We start from the raw sequence: 19945 nt of genomic DNA, 5'->3' as shown, positions 1-19945 counted from the left end.
CAGGCCACGTCCACCGGCGCCGAGAAACCCCGCCTATGCCCTGCGACCTGATCCGAACGACAAGCCCGGGTCCGGGGCGGCCAGGAGGCGGCGCCGAACGGGGGCACGGCCCGGACCGCACCCGGGTCTTTGGATGCGGTACGGGCCGTGGGGCAGGCCCGGCCGGTGCGGCCTCAGCCGGGCGAACGTCTCAGCGAAGAGCGGGTACGGGTACGGCGGGTGGCCGGTCCGGGAGGAAGCCGTGGGCCCGCCGGGACAGCCACGCGTCCTTGTAGCGGTCCACCTCCCGATGCCAGTGGAGGATGCCGGACAGCCAGTTCCGCAGGTCCGCCACGTACTCCCCCATCGCCGCCCGTGCTTGCGCCGTGAGGCGGAGATCGTCGTACAGGATGGGCAGTTCGTGTGCGACGACGTGCTCGAACTGGCGCATGCGCTGGCTCATCAGGTCGTGCACGATGCCGAGCCCGGTCGGGTAGTCACAGCCGAAGAAGGACTGCACGACGAGGATCGCGTTGTGGATCTCGCCCTCGAACTCGATCTCCTTCTGGTACGAGAAGACGTCGTTGAGCAGGCACGCGAAGTCCATCGCGGCGTTCTCCAGGGAGCGGACCGGGCCGCTGCGGTAGACCTCGGGCGGGACGGCCGGGCCGTGTCCCCTCCGGCACATGCTCAGGGTGAGGTCGGAGCCGAAGGTCGCCCTGCGCATCTCCAGGTAGTCCACCGGGTCGGGCACGCGGTTCTGGAGTTGGTTGGACAGCTCCCACACCCAGCTCTCGGTCATCACGTCGACCGCGTCCTTGAACGTGCGCCGCGCCTCGGGCGTCATCCCGGCGGTGGTGCGCGCCCACAGGTCGACCAGCCCGCGTTCCATGGCGTTGACCGGGAGCGGGGGCTCCTCGCCGTCGACCGGCATGCAGTCGGACAGGCGGGCCGTGGTCAGCCGGGCGGCGGCGAGGTCGCGGCGGTGGCCGTAGACCAGCGGGTAGTAGTCGTCGCCGTAGGTGCCCCAGGCGAGCCACTGCGCGCTCAGGTCGAGGTCCTCGGACGTGGCATCCGGGTCGAGGCCGGCCGAGCAGAGCGCGAGGTCGTAGGCGCGCAGCTTGTCCTCGTCCCAGACGCCCTCGGCGAGGATGCCCATACGCTCCACCCAGTCGCGCAGGCTCCGGCGGGCGTTGTCGAGGTGCGGGCTGAGCTGCAGCGGGAACGGCATGCGGATGTCGGGGATCCGCGACGGCCCGACCTTCCGGTACGGCACGTGCGTGAAGGAGCGCAGCCGCTCCGCCCCGGCCGTGGCGAGCAGGGTGCGGACATCGGCCGCCGAGGTACCGAAGCCGGTACACCCGGACCAGGGGCTGCCGCCGCGCACCGCGTTCTCGTTCATGTAGCGGCTGGAGCGCAGATGCCACTCGTGGCCGCCGGACTGCCAGTCCTGCAGGCCTTTCGTGTACGCCGCCACGGCCGCGAGTTCGTCCGGCCGGAGGCCCTTCTCCAGGGCCACGGCGGGCACTTCGGTGAACGCCGTGTGCTCGAACTGGTGGAGGCGGGAGGTGAGGATGTCGTTGACCGTGTCGGCGGCCTCCTGGGTGGTGCAGCCGAAGAAGGTCTCCAGGACGAGCACGCCGTTGCTGTTCTCGCCCTCGTCCTCGACCTCGCGCTGGTAGGAGAACAGGTCGTTGCGCAGGTGCACGGCGTCGGAGAACGTCTCCATCAGCACCCTCAGCGGCCTGGTCCCGGCGACGCAGGCGGGCACTTCGGCGGTCGCGTACTCCACGAGCCCCGCCGACCAGGGGGCGCCGCCGACCTTGCGGCGCATCTCGATGTACTCGACGGGGTTGGCGATCCGCCCCTCGTTGATGTTGGACAGCTCCCACATCGACTCGTTGAGGAGGTGCTCGGTGGCCACGGCGAAGCGGCGGCGCCAACCATCGGACATCTTCGGCACCGTGCGCGCCCACAGATCGGCCAGGCCCGCCTCGACCGGGTTCTCGGGTGCGGGTACGGGAGCCGACAGGTCCAGCGGCATGAACAGCGGCAGCCGGTCCAGGTGGGCCTTGCCGGCGGCGCGGTCCGGGCTGCGCTTGTACCTCTCCAGGAAGTGGTCGTCGAAGAAGAAGACCCACACGTACCAGTCGGTGATGAGGGAGAGGTCGGGGCCGTCGCAGTCGGGATGGGTGTACGCGCAGAGCAGGCCGTAGTCGTGCGCGTCGAGGTCGGCCTGTTCCCAGACGCCGGATCCCTCCAGCATGCCCATCTCGCGCGCCCACTCGGTCGAATGGGCCCGGGCCTCGTCGACGTGCGGGTTCAGCCGCGCGGGGTGCGGCATGTAGAAGTGCGGGAGTTCGAACGGCTGCGTCATGGCCGGGCCCTACCCGGGGCCCCGCCGTGGCATCCGCCGGACCGGACATGATCACACTATCGCGTGAACCGGGGCCAACACGGGAGTCAGGAAAGGGACTTGTGGCGTTCCTCGCTCGACGGCAGGTTTCCCCTCCCCCTACCGGGCGTCCCGTACCTGGATCAGCGCGTGCGTGCCGCCGGTGCGCCAGCGCTGCTCCTCCGCCGCGACCAGGGCGGCCTCGGTGTGCGCGTCGAGGCCGGTGATCACGTCGGACTTCAGGGTGCGCAGGGCGGCGACCGGGCCGGGGAAGAAGGCCGTGACGTCCGGGAAGGGAGTCGTCGGGGCCCACAGCCGGTCGCCCACCAGACGGCGGTAGTTGAGGTCGCCCTTGACGATCGTGAGCGTGGCCGAGGCGAATTCGGCGCGCAGGTCGCCGGGCATCTCCTCGTACGGCAGGGGGGCGCTGGAGAAGGGGTGGGCGCGCAGGGTGAGGCGGCCGTCGGCCAGGGCGGACCACAGCCGCCGCCCGTACGCGGCGGCCGCTCCCCCGGCGCCGGTGAGCCGGCGCAGTGCGTCGACGACGTCGGCGGTGGTGGCGTCGGAGACGTAGTAGGGGTAGGGCTTGACGTGCAGGACCGCCTGCCCGATGCGGCCGGTCCGAAGGAGGTGTGCGACGAGGAGGAGGTCGGGGACGAGCTCGCGGCCCGCGTTGTCTGCGACCAGACACAGAGTGCCCCCCTCGACGCTGTCCAGCAACGACCAGAGCCGGTCGCTGTCGTCGGCGACCAGGCCGGGCACGGCGTCCGCGACCCGCGCGCCTTCGGCGGAGAGGCGGAAGCCGAGGTCGGCGCGATTGCCCCACAGGGAGCCGTGCAGCAGCGCCTGCGCCTGTTCGGGGGCAGGGCGTCCGGCGAGCTCGTCCAGTGCGGCGAGTTCGTCGTCGGTCTCGGCGGAGTCGAGTTCGGCGAGCTTGAACGGGCGGAAGGGGTCGATGCCCTGCCAGGGGCCCGGGCCGAAGTAACCGACGGCCTGGAGCAGTCGGCGGTAGAACCAGCTCTCGGACCACAGCCACGGCACGTCGAACCAGGACCGTCCGGTGTACTCGCCGAGCCCCCAGGTCTCCCAGTCGTCCCGGTCGTGCGCGTCGGCGGGGAGCGGTTCGATCACGCCCTCGGTGCAGTTGGCGAGCAGGTCGTCGAGGGCTCGGTGCTGCGCGGGTTCGTACGGGAAGGCCTCGCGGACCTGCTGGATGATCGCGGGGTGCCGCTCGGCCAGCACACTGTGGGGGAAGGAGCCCGGCTGATTGCCGAGGAGCAGGGGTGCGGAGGGGGTGTCGGGCATGGGCTTCACCGTAACGCGTGCCCGTCGTGGTGACGCGCGAGCCCGTCGCAGTGACGCCGTCATCGCGGTGACACGCTTGCCCGTCGCGGTGACGTGCTTGTCCGTCGCGGTGACGCGCCGTCATCGCGGTGACACGCTTGTCCGTCGCCCGGGTCGAACGGCCCGACGCCTCGGTCACACAGGCGCGATCTCCCGCTCCAGACGCGCCGCCAGGCTCAGATAGCGGGCTCGGCGGGTGACCGGGACCAGGCCGCGGATGAGTATGTTCCACATCTCGGCCGTCCGGCGGGGCTGGCGCGCGACCGGCTCGCGGGAGCGGCCCACGACGCGGGTGCCGACGAAGAAGCAGACCAACGAGTGGGCCACGACGTCGATATCGATGTCGGGGTGGACGTCGGACTCCTTGACCGCGCCGACGAGCCGGGCCGTGACGATGTCCAGCCACTCGGTGAACGGGTGGCTCAGGGGCGGCCGGGGCCGGATCCCGCCCGTGGCGAGCCGCAGCCCGGCCCGCAGCACCGGGTCCTCGACGGACATGCGGGTGATGCCGAACGTGAGGCGCATCAGCGCCTCCAGGCAGGTGCGGCCGCGGTTGTCGGTCTCCGTCGCCAGCCGGCGGGCGGTGTGCGACTGGAGTTCGAGGATCGCGTGGGCGAGATCCTCCTTCGCCGCGAAGTGGAAGTACAGGGCACCCTTGGTGACGTGAGCGTGCTCCACGATGTCGCTGAGACTGGTCGATTCGTAGCCGCGACGGTCGAACAGGTCAGCGGCGGCCGTGATGATCGTCGAGCGGGTCTGCTCGGCTCGCAACTGCCTCGCCATCGACTGAACTCTCCCGGGACAGAAATGAACGGGTCATGCCGTTTGTTTTTACCCCCCGTACACGATAACTCACCCTGAGACGGCGCTCATCACACCAGTGCGCCGGAGTGCGGGTGCACATCCGGCGAAACAAGCGCAACTGGTGAAAGAAAACAGCGCGTTCGGTATTCAACTGTGAGGGATGCCGGGCCATACGTAAAGGCGGGCCGGCCGGTGCCCCATCCGCACCGGCCGGCCCGCCCGCTTGGTGGACCGCCTCGTTCAGAGTTCTGGAAGAAGGATCAGAAGGTCAGCTTCCAGCCGTTGAGGGTGCCCGTGTCCTGCGCCGCGCTGTCCTGGACACGCAGCTTCCAAGTGCCGTTGGCCACCTCGCTGGAGGCGTTCACCGTGTAGGTGGTGTTCACGTTGTCGGCGGAGTCCGACGCGGCGGACTTCAGGCGGTAGGCCGAACCGTCCGGCGCCACCAGGTCGATGACGAGGTCGCCGCGGTAGGTGTGGGTGATGTCCACGCCGACCTGGAGGGCGGAGGGGGCGTTGCCGCTGCGGCCGGTGACGCTGATCGGCGACTCGATGGCCGCGCCGTTGTCCGGGATGGCGACGGCGGTGGTGCTGGAGAAGGTCGTGCCGGCGGACGTACCGCCCTTCACGGCCTGGACCGTCTTGGCGGCGTCCGCGAGGCCCGCTCCGCAGCCGCCGGAGCAGGTGCCGGGAAGCGGACGGGAGTTGGCCTTGATGGCCGACTCGATCTGCGCCGGGGTGAGGGCGGAGTTGGCCGACTTCATCAGCGCGGCGAGGCCCGCGACGTGCGGGGTGGCCATGCTGGTGCCCTGGTAGTAGGTGTAGTTCTCGCTCGACGGCGTCTTCGTGCCGGAGTTCAGGGTGGAGAGGATGCCGTTGGCGGTGGAGGTGCGGGTCTCACCGCCGGGGGCGGCGATGTCGACGAGCGAGCCGTAGTTGGAGTACGAGGCCCGGCTGCCGGCGCGGTTGGTCGCGGCGACCGCGATGACGTTGTTGCAGTTCGCCGGGGAGGCGTTGGACACGTTCTGGTTCTCGTTGCCGGCCGCGACGACGACCGAGGTGCCGCGGTTCACGGCGCCGTTGATGGCGCTCTGGGTCGCGCTGGAGCAGGCGCCGCCCCCGCCGAGGCTCATGTTGATGACCTTGGCGACGTTGGTGTTGGCGGGCACGCCGGAGACGGTGCCGCCGGACGCCCAGGTGATGGCGTCGATGATGTCGGAGTCGTAGCCGCCGCACTTGCCCAGCACGCGGACCGGGGAGATCTTCGCGCCGTAGGCGATACCGGCGACGCCCTTGCCGTTGTTGGTGGCGGCGGCGATGGTGCCGGCCACGTGGGTGCCGTGCCAGGAGGAGGTGGAGGCGGCGATGCCCTGGCCGCACTCGTTGTCGTTGTACCAGTCGCCCGGGTCGGCCGGGTTGCTGTCACGGCCGTTGCCGTCGACGGAGACGGCGGTGTCGGAGATGAAGTCGTAGCCGCCGACGATGTTCGCGGCCAGGTCGGAGTGGGCCACGTAGCCGGTGTCGATGACGGCGACGGTGACGCCGCTGCCGGTGGTGGTGTCCCAGGCGCCGGGGACGTTCATGCCCGCGGTGGACTCGAACAGGTCCCACTGCTTGCCGTACTCGGTGTCGTTCGGGGTGACGGCCGTCGGCTTGTTCAGGCGGTCCGGGACGACGTAGGCGACCTGCGGGTCGGCCTGGTACTGGGCGACGACGTCGGCGACGGAGGCGCGGGTGGGGCTGTCGCCCAGCTCGACGAGGGCGGCGCCGGTGCCGAGGCGGCGCTGGAAGTCGATGTCCTCGCCGGTCTTCTCGGCCTTGGACTCGGCGTCGGCGGCGGCGGCCTTGTTGGACTTGGCCTCGGTGGCGCCGGACTTGTAGCCGACGATCAGGCGCTCGGCCTGGATGCCGGGGGCCGCTTCGGTCTGGGCGGCCGGCACCGCGGCCGGGCGGGGAGCGGACTCCTGGGCGACTGCGACCGAGGCGGGGGCTGCGGTCAGCAGGGCGGCGGAGACGGCGGCGACGGATATCAGCTTCCGTCTGAGCTCTGGGGAGGTACGCACGGTCGTTGCCTTTCGTGGCCGGACTCCGGGCTGGGCGGAGCGGCGGTGGACTCGCTTCGTCCTCGAAGCGCAGGGGGGTGGTTCGAAAAGCGAAGAGCGACGCGATGGCCGGCCAGGCGTGAGGCGAGAGCGGACCCGTTCGGGGTTACCTGTGGGTCAGCAGTGGTCGAACGATAGGCAAAGGGAAGGTCACCGGGATACGGGGGAAACCCTCGATCAGGCTGAAACACCACCCTCTATGGCGCCAGTTGGTCGCCCAATGGACCCTTTTCGAACAGGTCGTGGCGTGATGAACGCGTCGGGCCGATTTCCCGTACTGGACTACCGAACGTCGCCGCCCGGGCCGAGGAGAAGCAGACGGATGCCTCGTACGACCGCACACCGCACCGCACTCGCGGCCGCGCTCCTGACCCCGCTGCTGCTGCCGCTGTGGGCGGCGGGGCCGGCCCGGGCGCACGGTGCTCCGACGGACCCGGTGAGCCGGGTGGTGGCCTGTTCACCGGAGGGTGGTGACCGCACGGGCACGGCGGCGTGCCGTGCGGCCGTCGCGGCGAACGGCGCGCCTTTCACGGCGTGGGACAACCTGCGGGTGGCGAACGTGAACGGCCGGGACCGGGAGGTCGTCCCGGACGGGAAGCTGTGCAGCGGCGGCCTGCCCGCCTACCGTGGCCTCGATCTCGCCCGCGCCGACTGGCCGTCGACCCGGATGACGCCCGGCGCGACCCTGCGGATGCGGTACGTCTCGACGATCCCGCACACCGGCACGTTCCGTATGTATCTGACGAAGCCCGGCTACGACGCGGCCGGGCCGCTGTCCTGGTCCGACCTGCCCGAGAAGCCGTTCGCCCAGGTGACCGACCCGGCACTGACGGACGGCGCGTACCGCTTCGAGGCGACTTTGCCGTCGGACCGCACCGGGCGCCATGTGCTGTACACGGTCTGGCAGAACAGCAGCACGCCGGACACCTACTACTCGTGCTCGGACGTGGTGTTCCCGGAGACGAAGAAGGAGCCGCGGAAGCAGGAGAAGGAGCAGAGGCAGGAGGAGCCGGCGGAGCCTGAGGAGAGGGAGGCCGGGCAGAAGAGCGAGCCGGAGAAGGCGAAGGAGAAGCAGAAGCCGGCGGCGAGCCCCGCCGCGCACTCCTCCGGGCCCGCGCCTCAAGGCGACCAGACGCCGCTGGCCACCACCTCCGGCCCGGCCTCCGGGCCGTCCGCACCCGTGCTGGCGGGCGGCGCCGCGGCGGTGCTGTTGCTCACCGGCGGCGCCGCCCTGGCCGTACGACTGCGGCGGCGCTGATTCAGCGCCCGGCAGCCGCCTGGGGACTCTCGTCTGGATCACCGTGCGGACCACAGAAAGATGCCTGCTGTGTGGAGTCCGGCCAGGTAGATCGTGGCTGTCCCTTCGTAGCGGGTGGCGATGGCGCGCCACTGCTTGAGGAGCGGCCGTCGGCCACCAGCTGGATCTTCGTGGTCAGTCCACCGCCGGACCGGCGTGATCGTCCGGTTCGTCTCGCACACGAGACGGCAACGCGGCTGCCACGGCTGCGCTCGACCACGGCCTGAGAGCACCCCGCGGGTGGGAGGACCCGAGCAGTCGACGTGCGGGCACCGCTGAGAGCAGGGCGCGCCCCGAGAGCGGCTGGCACTTGAAGTCGCGTGCCGACGGTTTGCTGACCGCGCGGACGGTGTGCGTCGTCGTCTCGCTCACCGCTCGTCCTCCCAGTCATACTCGGGGAGCGTCAACGGTTCCGTGACCCAGCCTGCCGTCAGCACGAGCCGTGTATGGCGGTGCAGGGCGAGGAAGCCGAAGGGCCGGTCGAAGGCGGCGTTGATCCTTGTGGTGACGTAGCGGCGGTCGGGCAGGCCCCCGGCGACTACGTCGAACGCCGTGACGGCGGCGGCCTCGAAACCCAACGCGCCGAACTTCGCCATGGTGTTCTGCTCGGCCGACCCGATGGCGAGTGGGAACTCGCTGATGCCGGGGAAGTGCCCGCGCGAGGCGTCCTGTGCCGTCGTGAGTCCGAACAACCGGTGCAGCTTCAGCAGATCGTGGCTCGCCTTCATGTGGTACGCCACGGTGGTCACCTCCAGCGACGGCGGCTCGGGCCGCGTGCAGCGCACCTTCTCCACCCGCAGGCCGGGGCCCACTTCCCCGTAGGGCAGCCGCGTCCCCGGCAGGACCGCGTACCGGCCGGCGAGGATGTCGACCCCGGCTCCCAGCACTTGCCCCGGCTTCATCTCCTCCTCACCGAGCAGCAGGTGCACGTCCAGGGCATTGCTGCCCAGCACCCTCAGCTCGGTGACGTGTCCGCCGGGTGTGTCCGCCACCGCGACCCGTTCCAGCACGGCACTGGAGCGCCGCAGCCCCAGCCGCGGCTTGGCGGCCCAGGGTTCGTACGCTGTCTCCAACTCCACCTCGTGAAAGGGGCGCAGCCACTGCGTGCGCATGGTCAGCGCGCTGGCCAGCACCATCTGTGTGTCCTCGGTCAGCGAGACCGGCATACGGTCGATCAGCCCGCCGGTCCGCTTCACCGTCCAGGCGTCCAGCGCCTGGTGGTCAGCCACAGGGTCCCCGGTGAGCACCCCGTGGGCGTCGGCCGACAGGCCCGCTTCCCACTCCTGCCTCAACTCCAGCGTGCGCTTCGTCCACAGCCCCAGAGCTGTGGCCAGTCCCCGCATGGCGCCCATCGCGGCGAGCAACTCGCGAGCGGCCTCCGTCGCTTGCCCGGCGGGAAGCTCGAGAGCCTCCGCCAGCTCAGCCCGCGCAGCGCCCCCGGCTCCGCCCGCCAGATGGGCCAGCAGCGGCCACACCCCCGCCGCCGAGAACGCCGTACCGTCCTCTGAGACACCCGCCCACCGCGCGGTCAACCCGTTCACCGCACGGACCGTCGACGTCGCGACTCCCATTCCACCCCCATCGTCAGCGCGCCAACTCCGCGCCAAGCCGTACGACGGTTCAAGGCCGCCGCCATCCGCTCCAGAAGCACGCTACCCGTGCCCCCCATCTCGGGCCCCTGGCTCAGGGCACTCATCCGACCAACCCGGATCCACCCTGTGCATCAGGTCCCGAGGACGAAAGTTCAGAAGTACGTACTCAGCTTGACGTTCATCGTCCGGCGTCGAGCACTGAGTACTCCTTGCCTGTCAGTCCCATGCGTTGAAGAGCACTCCGCCCAATGTGGTGATGCCGTAGGAGCGAACTTGGCGCCACTCGCCTTTGGTGAGGACCGAGACGTCGATGTCTGCGAGTGACAGAGTGAGCTGTGCGCGATCAAGCACTACGAACCCCAGGTCAGCAAAGGCATGAGCCCACGGTGGCGGTGTGAGGAACTCCTCCGCGTACCAGTCCCGGCGCTCCTGAGCGAATGCGATCCAGGGGTGGTGGGCGTGACACAGGACGACGCAGTCGCCTGTGCTCTCGATGACCGTCGCGGTGTGGAAGGTGCGGGGGTATGTCTGGTCCTCCATCTCGCCCACATGACCTTTGGCCGCCCGGGCGGCGGCACCGACGGGTCCGGAGCGCAGAAGAGCCCCGGCCGCCCGATGCGAGGGGCAGCCGGGGCGGCAGGCCACCGGCCTTCGACCGCGAGGCCTACCAGCGGCGCAACACCGTCGGAGCGGTGCATGAACCGCCTCAAGCAGTGGCGCGGCATCGCCACCCGCTACGAGAAGACCGCGACCATCTACCTGGCCGGACTCCACGTCGCGGGCATCTTCCTGTGGTCTGCCCGATGATCCAGACGAAATCGCCTAGTTGACGTTGACGGCGACGCCGCCCTTGGTCACCGGGGCGTACTTGGCGGTGAAGAAGGCGTTGGCGAAGCACAGCGACGAGCCGGACACCTTGGTGAACTGCTGGTTGGTGAAGGAGATGCTGTTGTCGGCGTTGCTCGCCGTGCCGGTCAGACCGGGGGCCTGGTAGACGCAGGTGACACTGCCGAGCAGGGTGCGCAGCTTGACCGTGGACTGGACGGTGGAGCCCGCGGCCGGGGTGACGGAGACGGCGCCGCCGGAGGACACGCTGGTGGTGTAGGGCAGGTTGTCGACGGTGATGCCGCTGACGCCGAGCACCCCGACGACGTTGGTGGTGCAGCCGCTGGTGTCGAAGCTGTGCGAGGTCAGGGACTCGGTGGCGGTGCCGGGGGCGGCCGGGTTGTCGGTGACGGCGGCGGAGAACGCCGACTTGGTGCAGGAGATGCCGCTGGTGCCGGTCGCGCTGGAGTAGAAGGTGGCGGCGGTGCCGCTCGCCAGGGACGCGTCGAGGACGTCGCCGACCGCGACGGCCGCGCCGTCGGCGGTGGTCAGGACGGGGGTGTCGGCCGCGGAGGCGGGGGCGGCGAGACCCAGGGCGGCGACGGCGGCGGTGAGGGCGAGGAGGGTGCGCGTACGCATGCGGGTGTACCTCTTTCCATAGCGGGGGGTGAGGGGGTGGCGCCGGGCGTCCGCCGTTGCCGGCCCGTCACGCCTTCTCCGTACGCGACGGGCCGGCGACGGCAGGCCGGACACCGGCCGGAGGTTCACACGGGAGGGGACCTCCGGCCGGGCCGGGCGGGGGGTGGCTGGTGGCACGGCGCCAGGGAAGCGGCCATGCCGTGGCGTGGGCTCGGGCGAGGGAAAGCCCGTGCGGACGCACCGGGCGACGAGTTGCCCGTACCGGGACGGGCGGGTCCGGGACACGGGGATGTGCCGTGTGACGGATCCGGCGCCACGGATCCGGTGGGACGAGGAGAGTTGTAGACCTGCGTCTCCGTCAACGTCAAGGCTTTGCAGGGGAGTTGTACGTGGGCTGAGCCTTACGGGGCATGGGCGGCTCACCCCTGGCGCACAATCGACACTCTTTGTTCACACTTCTCTTGACCCCTCATGTAACCCCCGGTAACTTCCTCGATGGCTACTGCCGCGTAACGAGAAAGCCCTTGCAACCGCCGGGAGTTGCGAAGGACGTGCGTACGCGGTCGATGTCCGCGCCAGGGCAACGTGCCACCGAAGTCCGATCCGCACCGACATGCACCTGGAGCAGACATGACCCCCGCCGAGCACACCCCCGAAAGACCGGACGGCGCCACCGCCCCCGACGTCCAGGACGCTCCCGTGCGACGTGGGCGGGTCCGCGCGCGCCGCGCCGCGGTGATGGCGGTGCCGGCCACCCTGGCCGCCGCCGGCCTCGCGATCCTCACCGCCGAGGGAGCTCTGGGCGTGCAGTTCGCCATCTCCGGCATGCCGTTCACCGTCACCGCGACCGAGCTGAACGGCACCGGCTTCGCGCAGTTCGGCGGCCTGGACGAGATGGCCGAAGGCAGCCCCAACGCGGGCGACACCGGCGGCCAGGTGCTGGTCGTCACGTCCGTGATCAAGAACGCGACGCTCTCCAAGCTGTGCCAGAGCGTGGACCTGGGCGGCACGAACCTGGTCATCAGGGCGGGTGAGGGGGCGCAGAAGGTCTCCGCCAGCGATCTGACGACCGACTCCACCGAGCTGACCGGTGATGCCGCGTTCAACAACATCGAGATCGGCAACGACGCCAGCACCCTGACCAAGGCCGGCCCCAAGGGCCGCGGGCCGAAGGGCGTGTTCAGCCAGCAGTCCGACACCGTGCACATCGCCAACCTGCGGCAGACCAACTACGCCACGACGGCAGGCGTGTTCAAGCTGCCCGGCCTGAAGCTGGGCTTCAGCGGGTCGGGTTGCTGATGTCGCGCGGTCCGCGCGAGGGAATCCGGCCCGCCTTCCGGCAGTGGCGGGCCGGCCGCCCGTTCTGGGGCGGGCTGCTGCTCGCCCTGGGCGGGGCCGAGGTGCTGCTCACGCTGAAGGCGTCGCTGGACGTCATCCTGCACGTCGGCATGCAGGGACTGGCCGGCTACCTGCTCCCGGCCGTGATGCTGCTGTGCGGCGTGCTGATCCTCTTCAACCCCACCCAGCGCCTGTTCTACTCGGTCATCGGGGTCCTGGTCTCCCTGGGCACCTGGCTGACCTCCAACCTCGGCGGCTTCTTCGTCGGCCTGCTCCTGGGCATGGTGGGCAGCTGCCTCGCCTTCGGCTGGCTCCCGGACCAGGAACCCCGCGTCGGCCGCAGGCAGCGCCGCAGGCAGGCCAAGGACGCGCAGGCCGTGACACAGCCCCTGGGGCGGAAGACCGGCCAGACCGCCTGAATCAGGTCAGTGATCCTCCGTCCCCTGGCGCCGCCCGGCCGCGGCCACTTGGCTGGACGTGTCGCGCGCTCCCCCACCGGCGTGTGCGCGCCCCGCGACCAGCCGTCAGCCCAGGGAGAGTCCGATGGAGTTCAGCCGCCCGATGGTGATCGACCCGACCGGCCGCGACATCCACGGCGAGGCCGCCCGGATCCGCGAGCGCGGACCCGTCACACCCGTCGAACTCCCCCACGGCGTCCCGGCCTGGGCGGTCAGCAGCGCCCCGCTTCTGAAGCGGCTGCTCACCGACCCGCGGGTGTCGAAGGACCCACGCCGGCACTGGCAGCGCTGGATCGACGGTGAGGTCGCACCGGACTGGCCGCTGTACACGTGGGTCGCGGTGCGGAACATGTTCACGGCCTACGGCACCGAGCACAAACGGCTGCGCACCCTCGTCGCCAAGGCGTTCACCGCCCGCCGCACCACCGCGCTGCGGCCCCGGATCGAGGAGATCACCGCGGCGCTCCTCGACCGCGTCGCCAAGGCGGGGGCCGACGGCCTCGCGGTCGATCTGCGGGAGGAGTTCTGCTATCCGCTTCCCATCCAGGTCATCGGCGAACTGCTCGGACTGCCTGAGGAGTTGGGCGCAGAGCTGCGGGTCGTGGTGGACGGCGTCTTCCACACCTCGGCCGACGCGGCCGAAGTCGCCGACATCTACGCCCGGTTCTACGCCGTCCTCGGCGAACTCGTCGCCGCGAAACGGGCCGCGCCCGGCGACGACCTGACCTCCGCGCTGATCTCGGCCCACGAGGAGGAGAGCGGCACGCGGCTCAGCGAGCAGGAGCTGCTCGACACGCTGATGCTGATGATCAGCGCCGGTCACGAGACGACGGTCAACCTGCTCGACAACGCCGTCCACGCGCTGCTCACCCATCCCGCCCAGCTTGCGCACGTCCGCGAGGGTCGGGCCTCCTGGGACGACGTGATCGAGGAGACCCTGCGGGCCGAGGCGCCGGTGGCCAGCCTGCCGCTGCGGTACGCCGTCGAGGACCTCCCCCTGGGCGAACTGGGCGGCCCGGACGGCGCGGTGATCCGTAAGGGAGAGGCGATCCTCGCCGCGTACGCCGCCGCCGGACGCGATCCGGAGCAGCACGGCCCGGACGCCGCCGTCTTCGACGTCACCCGGGCCTCGAAGGATCATCTGGCCTTCGGGTACGGGGTCCACCACTGCCTGGGCGCCCCGCTGGGCCGGCTGGAGGCGCGCGTGGCCTTGCCGGCGCTGTTCGACCGGTTCCCCGGCCTCACTCTCGCCGTACCGGCGGACGGGCCGGCGCCGGTGGACTCCTTCATCTCGCACGGACATCGGTCGCTGCCGGTTCTGACCGGCTGACGGGCGGTGCGGCGGGCGCCGCGTCCGGGGAGTACGGATCCGCGGCGCCCTCAGCACGGAGCACGTCGCCGACAACCAGTTCGGCGACCGGCACCTCCAGGGAGTCCGGCTGCCCGGCGGGGCCGGTGCGGCGCAGCACCGTGGCGGTGCCCGCGACCAGTTCGCGCAGGGCGGCCAGGGACCGGTCGGCCCGGTGCTCCCCGCTCGCCCGGAGCACACAGCTGACCGCGACCAGGGCGAGGATCACCACGGCGGTGCCCCAGGAGGCGACGGCGGCGGACACCAGGCCCAGGCAGAGGAGTACGGCGGTGAAGGGGTCGCGCAGGGCGCGGGCGCACCGGCGGGGCGTCACCGCCCCTTCCGTCGCCTGCCTCGCCCTGTGCGCCGCCTCAGTCCAGGCGGGGCTGAAAGACCCACCGTGGCGTTCCTGACGTCGTCAGGCCGGTCCGCACGGGGCGGCCGAACCGCACGGACGGTATGAAAAGCCGAGGTGAGAGCATCCGCGGCCACCCTTTGTTCGACCGGCCGGACAGATCATCACGATGCGGCAGCATCACCTCACGGCATGTGGCCGCTCACTTGACGACCAGTGGTCACACACGGTTGGCTCCGGGCCAGCGAGAGTCATCGGTCGGTGCATCCCCGCGGCCCCGACTGCACTCTCACCCTGCTCTTGCTCGGCCGCACAGCGAGGTCCGCCCCCCATGAACACTCCTTGCCCGCCTCACACCTCCGGCAGAGGCATCCGTGTCGCGGCTCTGCTGTCCGCCCTGTGTCTGCTGGTGTCGGGCTGCTCCGTCCTGGGCGGCGCGGCCGACGACGGAGCGGGCGGGGACGCCGCGGGCGGAGCGGGCGGCGGGATGAAGGTCGCCCTGATCACCCACGGCGGCAAGGGTGACGCCTTCTGGGACCTGGTGCGCAGGGGCGCCGAGACGGCTGCCGCCAAGGACGGCGTCGACCTGACGTACGCGGGCGACGCCGACCCGGTCGCGCAGGCCGGGCTGGTGCGGGACGCGGTCCGCGACAAGGTCGACGGCATCGCGGTGACGCTGGCCAAGCCGTCGGCGATGCGGGGCCCGATCGCCCGGGCCAGGGCGGCCGGCATCCCCGTCGTCGGACTCAACTCCGGTATCGACGCCTGGCGGCCCGCGGGCCTGCTGGAGTACTTCGGCCAGGACGAGTCGGTCGCGGGCCGGGCCGTCGGCGACAAGCTGGACGACGTCAAGGCCGAGCACGCCCTGTGCGTGGTGCACGAGCGGGGCAACGTCGCGCTCGAGGCGCGCTGCGCCGGAATGAGGAAGACGTTCCGCGGCGACACCGACAACCTGTACGTGGACGGCAGCGACATGAACGCGGTGACCGCCACGATCACCTCCCGGCTTCGGCAGGACACGAGTATCGACGAGGTCGTCACCCTGGGCGCCCAGTACGGGCTCAGTGCCGTCAAGGCCGTGCGGCAGTCCGGCAGCCGGGCGAAGGTCGCCACATTCGACCTGAACAAGGACCTGGTCGAGGCGGTGAAGAGCGGTGAGGTGCAGTTCGCCGTGGACCAGCAGCCCTACCTGCAGGGCTACCTGGCGGTGGACGCCCTGTGGCTGTACCGGACCAACGGCAACGTCAGCGGTGGCGGGACGGCGCCGGTGCTCACCGGTCCGGCGTTCGTCACCAGGTCGAACGTGTCCGCCGTGGCGCGGTTCGCGGCGGCCGGGACCCGGTGACCGGGCGTTTCCTGTGACGGTGTCGCCAAAGATTCGGTCAGGCCCGGCCCGCAGGTCCACTTGTACGGATAACATCCTGCGCATCCCATGTGCCGTGTACGGGGCGGCCCCACCCTCTCGCCCGTCCCCCACACCCCCCGACCGCTCCCCCTCCTCCTCGTTCCTCGCCCCCCGCTGATCGCCCTAGGACGACGATGTCTCGACGGACAGGTGCCCGGCGCCGCCTCGGTTCCATACGCCTCTCCCTGGTGCTCCTGGCCCTCGTGCCCAGCGTCACCCTCGCCGCGATGTGGGGCGTGACGACGATCCAGATGTTCTCGGAGGGCCTCAGGCTGCGCGACCAGACGGAGCTCAGCCGGTCGACCGGCGCCATGGGCACCGACGCGACGCTCGCGCTGCAACGGGAACGCAGCCTGTCGGCCGCCTGGCTCGCCTCCGCGAAGGGTTCCCGGGCGGCCCTCGACGCCCAGCGCGAGGAGACCGACAAGGCGGTGGCCAAGCTGATCGGGCAGGCGGACGCGATCGAGAAGGCTCCCGCGCGCGTATCCGACCGGCTGTACTCGGTGCTGGGCTCGGTGGGCAGCCTGGAGTACTACCGGGACCAGGTGGACCACCCGAGCGACATCACCGCGCAGCAGACGCTGGACCAGTACTCGTCGATCATCGACGACCAGATCCACGCCTTCCAGGAGCTGTCCCAGGTCGACGACGGCGACCTCACCTCGCAGGCCGGCCCGCTGATCGGTCTCGAGCACGCGGCGGAGCTGGTCTCCCGGGAGGACGCGCAGCTGACCCTGGCCTGGCCGACCGGGCACCTGGACGACAAGACGTGGACGCAGTTCACGGAGATGGTGAACACCCGGCGCTGGCTGGTCCAGGACCAGGTGATGCCGCAGCTGACGGGCAGCGCCAAGACGCAGACCGAGCGGATCCTGGCGAGCCGGGACTGGCAGACGCTGCAGTCCGTCGAGGACCGGGTGCTGGCGTCGCGCAACGCCGGCGGCACGGCCGGCCGGATCGCCCTGCCGGACGCGCGCGAGCAGTGGTCCGCCGCCATGAGCAAGCTGTCCGATCAGTACACGGCCCTCATCGAGCAGCAGACGGCGAGCCTGCTGCAGCGCAGCGCCGACAAGGCGGACGCCCTGCTGCTCAAGGCGGCCCTGCTGAGCGCCGGCGGGCTGCTCGCGCTGCTGCTGTGCGTCGGCATGTCGTGGCGGATCACCCGCTCGCTGTCCCGGCGGCTGCGCGGCCTGCGCCGGGCCGCCGTCAGCCTCGCGCAGGAGCGGCTGCCCGACGTGGTGGCGCGGCTGGAGCGGGGCGAGACGGTCGACCCGGAGTCGGCGACCACCCCCCTGGACTACGGACACGACGAACTCGGCCAGGTGGCACGGGCGTTCAACGCCGCCCAGCGCACCGCCGTGCACACCGCGGTCGAACTCGCCGACACCCGGCGCGGCTTCCAGAAGATCATCCTGGGCATTGCCCGGCAGAGCCAGAACCTGGTCAACCTCCAGCTGAGCAAGCTCGACACGCTGGAGCGCGAGCACACCGACCCCGACATCCTCAAGGGCCTGTACGAACTGGACTCCACAGCCAGCCAGTTGCGCCGCTACGAGGAGAACCTGGTCATCGTCAGCGGCGAACGGCCCGGCCGCAGCTGGAGCGAGCCGGTGGCGCTGATGGACATCCTGCGCAGCGCGGTCGGGGAGGTCGCCGAGTACCAGCGGGTGGAGGTGCTCACCGAGGAGGAGGTGTGCGTCGCGCCGCCCGCGGTCGCCGACGTCATCCACCTGCTGGCCGAGCTCATCGACAACGCGACGGCGTACTCCCCCGCCCCGAGCTCCGTCACGGTGCGGGCCGGGATGGTGGCCAAGGGCCTGGCCGTCGAGGTCGAGGACCGGGGCCTCGGCATGTCGGAGCAGGACTACACGTCCTTCAACGAACAGCTGGCGGTGCCCCCGCAGTTCGACGTCGTGGCGCTCGCCGACGACCTGCGCCTCGGCATGTTCGTCATCGCCCAGCTGGCGCACCGGCACGGCATCGCCGTCACCCTGCGCGCGTCCCCGTACGGCGGGACCACGGCGATCGTGCTGATCCCGCACGAGATCGTGGTCCGGGAGCCGGCGGGCGGCGCGGCGCCGCAGCCGCTGGCCGCCGGGTCCACATCCGGTCCGAACGCGCTCCCGGCCCCGGCCGGCCCGAGAGGCACGGACGGCGGCGCGACGGACGGCGACGCCCGGGAGGACGGGCCGGTCGCGGTGGACGGACGGGATGCGAGAGACGCCGAGCCGAGCGGGGCTCCGCAGCGCGCCGGGGCGTCGGGGGGAACCGGGAGCGCCGCCGGGTCCGTTCGCGAGCTCAGACCCCTCGTCACGGCCCGCACCGCCTCCGCCGTCCCGTCCGCCGGCCGCGAGGTCGCCCCCCGCAGGGACGGTCTCGCCCCGCTCCCCCGCAGGGTGCCGCAGACCAGCCTGGTGGAGGAGTTGCGGGAGGAGGCCGCACCGGCCGTCGACGACGGCTCCCTCGACGACTTCACCGCGGAGGCCGCCGCGTCCTCCCTGGCCGGCTTCCAGCGCGGCACGCTCCGGGCCCGTGACGACGACACCGAGCCGCCCCACCCCGACGAGACGGCCGTGGTGCCCCGGCAGGCCGCCGCCGATCCCGTCGCCCCGACTCCGCCCGCCGACCGCTGACGAAGGACACCGCAATGACACGCCCCATCCCCGCCACGCACACCCAGCTCGACCAGCTGCTGACCGGACTCGTGGAGCGGGTCGCCGACGTGAACCAGGCCGTGGTCCTCTCCGAGGACGGCCTGGTGGTCAGCAAGTCCACCGGATTCCTGCGCGACGACGCCGAACGGCTCGCGGCGACCGCGTCCGGGCTGATGAGCCTCAGCAAGGGCGTCAGCATGGACTTCCGGGGCGGTCCGGTGCGCCAGGCGCTCATCGAGATGGCCAACAGCTATCTGATCCTGACCTCCGCCGGCCCCGGCGCGCATCTGGTCGTGCTGACCGGGCCGGGCGCGGACGTCGGGGTGGTGGCGTATCAGATGAACATGCTGGTGAAGAAGATCGGCGAGCACCTCAGCGCGGCACCTCGGGGCATGGCCGGCCCCGTCGTCGATCCTGGCGTGTGAGGTGGACGTAGGTGATCCGGCGGGCCGGCTCGTCAGGCCGTTCGCTCTGACCGGTGGCCGGACCCGCCCCAGCCGCGCCGACTTCACGCTCATCTCGACGGTCACGGCGGTCGATCCGCAGCCCGCCACGGCGGTCCGGTGCCAGCCCGAGCACACCCGGATCGTGCGGTTGTGCGCCGAGCCGGTCGCCGTGGCGGAGCTGGCCGCCCGGCTCGATCTGCCGGTGAGCGTGGTCGTCATCATGCTGTGCGACCTGCTGGAGGCGGGCCGGATCACCGTCCGTCCGCCGCGCCTGGTCTCCCGTACCTCCCCGGACCTGGACCTGCTGCAGAAAGTGAGGGACGGCCTTGGCCGGCTCTGACCTTGCCACTGACGCGTCTTCGGCACCCGACACGGTCAAGATCCTCATCGCCGGGGGCTTCGGCGTCGGCAAGACCACCATGGTCGGGTCCGTCAGCGAGATCGTTCCGCTGTGCACCGAGGAACCCCTGACCATGGCCGGTCTGGGCATCGACGACCTCGACGGCATCGAGGAGAAGCGGGCCACCACCGTGGCCCTGGACTTCGGCCGGATCACCATCAGCCGGGAACTGGTGCTCTATCTGTTCGGTACGCCGGGACAGCAGCGGTTCTGGTTCATGTGGAACGACCTGGCGCTGGGCGCGCTCGGGGCCGTGGTCCTGGTCGACGTGCGCAGACCCGAGTCCAGCTTCGCCGCGATCGACTTCTTCGAGCGCCGCGGCATTCCGTTCGTCGTCGGTGTCAACGGCTTCCACGGCGAACACCCGTATCCGCCCGAGGACATCAGGGATGCGCTGGCGGTGCCGGATCACGTCCGGGTGCTGCTGTGCGACGCCCGGGACCGGGAGTCGTGCCGGGACGTGCTGATCGCCCTGATCGACCAGTTGATCGCGTCGGCGGTGCAGACGTAGGGGCGGCTGTCGAAAGCGGCCGGCCCGGGCGGTCGCGGTCGTCCGGGCCGGGTTGC

The 19945-nt window shown here is 71.2% G+C and carries 16 protein-coding genes and 2 pseudogenes; 10 read left to right on the top strand and 8 right to left on the bottom strand.

Features of this window, described 5'->3' with window-relative positions; genetic code table 11:
- Positions 1–190: 190 nt before the first annotated feature.
- The 4 genes from cyc2 to ACZ7EG_RS21770 form a co-directional block, all read right to left on the bottom strand.
- Positions 191–2356 (bottom strand): germacradienol/geosmin synthase Cyc2, encoded by a 2166-nt coding sequence (gene cyc2 / locus ACZ7EG_RS21785; RefSeq protein WP_471081193.1) that lies wholly within the window; start codon positions 2354–2356, stop codon positions 191–193.
- A gap of 138 nt (positions 2357–2494) precedes the next feature.
- Entirely contained in the window at positions 2495–3679 is a 1185-nt protein-coding gene (locus ACZ7EG_RS21780) for a damage-control phosphatase ARMT1 family protein (protein ID WP_471081190.1), read from the bottom strand.
- A 174-nt stretch (positions 3680–3853) separates the two neighbouring features.
- Positions 3854–4501, bottom strand: coding sequence for a ScbR family autoregulator-binding transcription factor (locus ACZ7EG_RS21775; RefSeq protein WP_471081187.1), 648 nt, complete (start codon positions 4499–4501; stop codon positions 3854–3856).
- Between the two features lie 281 nt (positions 4502–4782).
- The gene (locus ACZ7EG_RS21770) at positions 4783–6582 is read right to left on the bottom strand and encodes a S8 family serine peptidase (RefSeq protein ID WP_471081184.1); all 1800 of its coding nucleotides are present in this window, start codon (positions 6580–6582) and stop codon (positions 4783–4785) included.
- A gap of 361 nt (positions 6583–6943) precedes the next feature.
- On the opposite strand from ACZ7EG_RS21770, the gene ACZ7EG_RS21765 reads away from it, so the two are divergent.
- Positions 6944–7879, top strand: coding sequence for a lytic polysaccharide monooxygenase (locus tag ACZ7EG_RS21765; protein WP_471081181.1), 936 nt, complete (start codon positions 6944–6946; stop codon positions 7877–7879).
- A 407-nt stretch (positions 7880–8286) separates the two neighbouring features.
- Here the strand turns inward: ACZ7EG_RS21765 and ACZ7EG_RS21760 are convergent, their stop codons facing one another.
- Together ACZ7EG_RS21760 and ACZ7EG_RS21755 are read right to left on the bottom strand one after the other, a co-directional pair.
- Complete coding sequence (locus ACZ7EG_RS21760) at positions 8287–9489, bottom strand: serpin family protein (protein ID WP_471081178.1); 1203 nt, start codon at positions 9487–9489, stop codon at positions 8287–8289.
- Positions 9490–9726: 237 nt separating this feature from the next.
- The gene (locus ACZ7EG_RS21755; RefSeq protein WP_471081175.1) at positions 9727–10050 is read right to left on the bottom strand and encodes a hypothetical protein; all 324 of its coding nucleotides are present in this window, start codon (positions 10048–10050) and stop codon (positions 9727–9729) included.
- 77 nt (positions 10051–10127) lie between these two features.
- Between ACZ7EG_RS21755 and ACZ7EG_RS21750 the strand changes: the two are divergent.
- A pseudogene (locus tag ACZ7EG_RS21750) lies at positions 10128–10317 on the top strand (IS5/IS1182 family transposase); the annotation flags it as partial.
- 15 nt (positions 10318–10332) lie between these two features.
- Here ACZ7EG_RS21750 and ACZ7EG_RS21745 read toward each other — a convergent pair.
- On the bottom strand, positions 10333–10974 hold the full coding sequence (locus ACZ7EG_RS21745) for a Tat pathway signal sequence domain protein (protein ID WP_471081172.1): 642 nt from the start codon (positions 10972–10974) through the stop codon (positions 10333–10335).
- 630 nt (positions 10975–11604) lie between these two features.
- Here ACZ7EG_RS21745 and ACZ7EG_RS21740 point away from each other — a divergent pair.
- The 3 genes from ACZ7EG_RS21740 (at position 11605) to ACZ7EG_RS21730 (ending at position 14100) form a co-directional block, all read left to right on the top strand.
- Entirely contained in the window at positions 11605–12273 is a 669-nt protein-coding gene (locus ACZ7EG_RS21740; protein ID WP_471081169.1) for a DUF6230 family protein, read from the top strand.
- Positions 12273–12731, top strand: a complete 459-nt coding sequence (locus ACZ7EG_RS21735) for a DUF6114 domain-containing protein (protein WP_471081166.1) — start codon at positions 12273–12275, stop codon at positions 12729–12731. The genes ACZ7EG_RS21740 and ACZ7EG_RS21735 overlap by 1 nt, the downstream gene beginning before the upstream one ends.
- 124 nt (positions 12732–12855) lie before the next feature.
- Entirely contained in the window at positions 12856–14100 is a 1245-nt protein-coding gene (locus tag ACZ7EG_RS21730; protein ID WP_471081163.1) for a cytochrome P450 family protein, read from the top strand.
- 55 nt (positions 14101–14155) lie between these two features.
- On the opposite strand, the pseudogene ACZ7EG_RS21725 reads toward ACZ7EG_RS21730, so the two are convergent.
- Positions 14156–14518: pseudogene (locus tag ACZ7EG_RS21725) on the bottom strand (magnesium-translocating P-type ATPase); the annotation flags it as partial.
- A 286-nt stretch (positions 14519–14804) separates the two neighbouring features.
- Here ACZ7EG_RS21725 and ACZ7EG_RS21720 point away from each other — a divergent pair.
- The 5 genes from ACZ7EG_RS21720 to ACZ7EG_RS21700 all read left to right on the top strand — a co-directional run bounded on the left by ACZ7EG_RS21720 (position 14805) and on the right by ACZ7EG_RS21700 (position 19889).
- A complete protein-coding gene (locus ACZ7EG_RS21720) occupies positions 14805–15818 on the top strand; it encodes a substrate-binding domain-containing protein (RefSeq protein ID WP_471081160.1) in 1014 nt (337 codons plus the stop codon).
- Positions 15819–16012: 194 nt separating this feature from the next.
- Positions 16013–18511: a sensor histidine kinase gene (locus ACZ7EG_RS21715; RefSeq protein WP_471081156.1), complete on the top strand. Its 2499-nt coding sequence runs from the start codon at positions 16013–16015 to the stop codon at positions 18509–18511.
- Positions 18512–18525: 14 nt separating this feature from the next.
- Complete coding sequence (locus ACZ7EG_RS21710) at positions 18526–18957, top strand: roadblock/LC7 domain-containing protein (RefSeq protein WP_020271575.1); 432 nt, start codon at positions 18526–18528, stop codon at positions 18955–18957.
- 1 nt (position 18958) lies between these two features.
- A complete protein-coding gene (locus ACZ7EG_RS21705) occupies positions 18959–19318 on the top strand; it encodes a DUF742 domain-containing protein (RefSeq protein ID WP_471081153.1) in 360 nt (119 codons plus the stop codon).
- Positions 19305–19889, top strand: a complete 585-nt coding sequence (locus ACZ7EG_RS21700) for a GTP-binding protein (RefSeq protein WP_471081150.1) — start codon at positions 19305–19307, stop codon at positions 19887–19889. Before ACZ7EG_RS21705 ends, ACZ7EG_RS21700 begins: the two co-directional genes overlap by 14 nt.
- Positions 19890–19945: the final 56 nt, after the last annotated feature.

The organism is Streptomyces sp. NPDC037100 (assembly GCF_055606225.1).
The sequence above is the reverse complement of the archived record's forward strand: the minus strand, read 5'-3'. Positions and strand labels throughout refer to the sequence as shown.

Bases quoted from the DNA above. Each gene is read 5' to 3' on its own strand.
- cyc2 (WP_471081193.1), bottom strand. From the start codon at position 2,356: ATGACGCAGCCGTTCGAACTCCCGCACTTCTACATGCCGCACCCCGCG.
- ACZ7EG_RS21780 (WP_471081190.1), bottom strand. From the start codon at position 3,679: ATGCCCGACACCCCCTCCGCACCCCTGCTCCTCGGCAATCAGCCGGGC.
- ACZ7EG_RS21775 (WP_471081187.1), bottom strand. From the start codon at position 4,501: ATGGCGAGGCAGTTGCGAGCCGAGCAGACCCGCTCGACGATCATCACG.
- ACZ7EG_RS21765 (WP_471081181.1), top strand. From the start codon at position 6,944: ATGCCTCGTACGACCGCACACCGCACCGCACTCGCGGCCGCGCTCCTG.
- ACZ7EG_RS21760 (WP_471081178.1), bottom strand. From the start codon at position 9,489: ATGGGAGTCGCGACGTCGACGGTCCGTGCGGTGAACGGGTTGACCGCG.
- ACZ7EG_RS21755 (WP_471081175.1), bottom strand. From the start codon at position 10,050: ATGGAGGACCAGACATACCCCCGCACCTTCCACACCGCGACGGTCATC.
- ACZ7EG_RS21745 (WP_471081172.1), bottom strand. From the start codon at position 10,974: ATGCGTACGCGCACCCTCCTCGCCCTCACCGCCGCCGTCGCCGCCCTG.
- ACZ7EG_RS21740 (WP_471081169.1), top strand. From the start codon at position 11,605: ATGACCCCCGCCGAGCACACCCCCGAAAGACCGGACGGCGCCACCGCC.
- ACZ7EG_RS21735 (WP_471081166.1), top strand. From the start codon at position 12,273: ATGTCGCGCGGTCCGCGCGAGGGAATCCGGCCCGCCTTCCGGCAGTGG.
- ACZ7EG_RS21730 (WP_471081163.1), top strand. From the start codon at position 12,856: ATGGAGTTCAGCCGCCCGATGGTGATCGACCCGACCGGCCGCGACATC.
- ACZ7EG_RS21720 (WP_471081160.1), top strand. From the start codon at position 14,805: ATGAACACTCCTTGCCCGCCTCACACCTCCGGCAGAGGCATCCGTGTC.
- ACZ7EG_RS21715 (WP_471081156.1), top strand. From the start codon at position 16,013: ATGTCTCGACGGACAGGTGCCCGGCGCCGCCTCGGTTCCATACGCCTC.
- ACZ7EG_RS21710 (WP_020271575.1), top strand. From the start codon at position 18,526: ATGACACGCCCCATCCCCGCCACGCACACCCAGCTCGACCAGCTGCTG.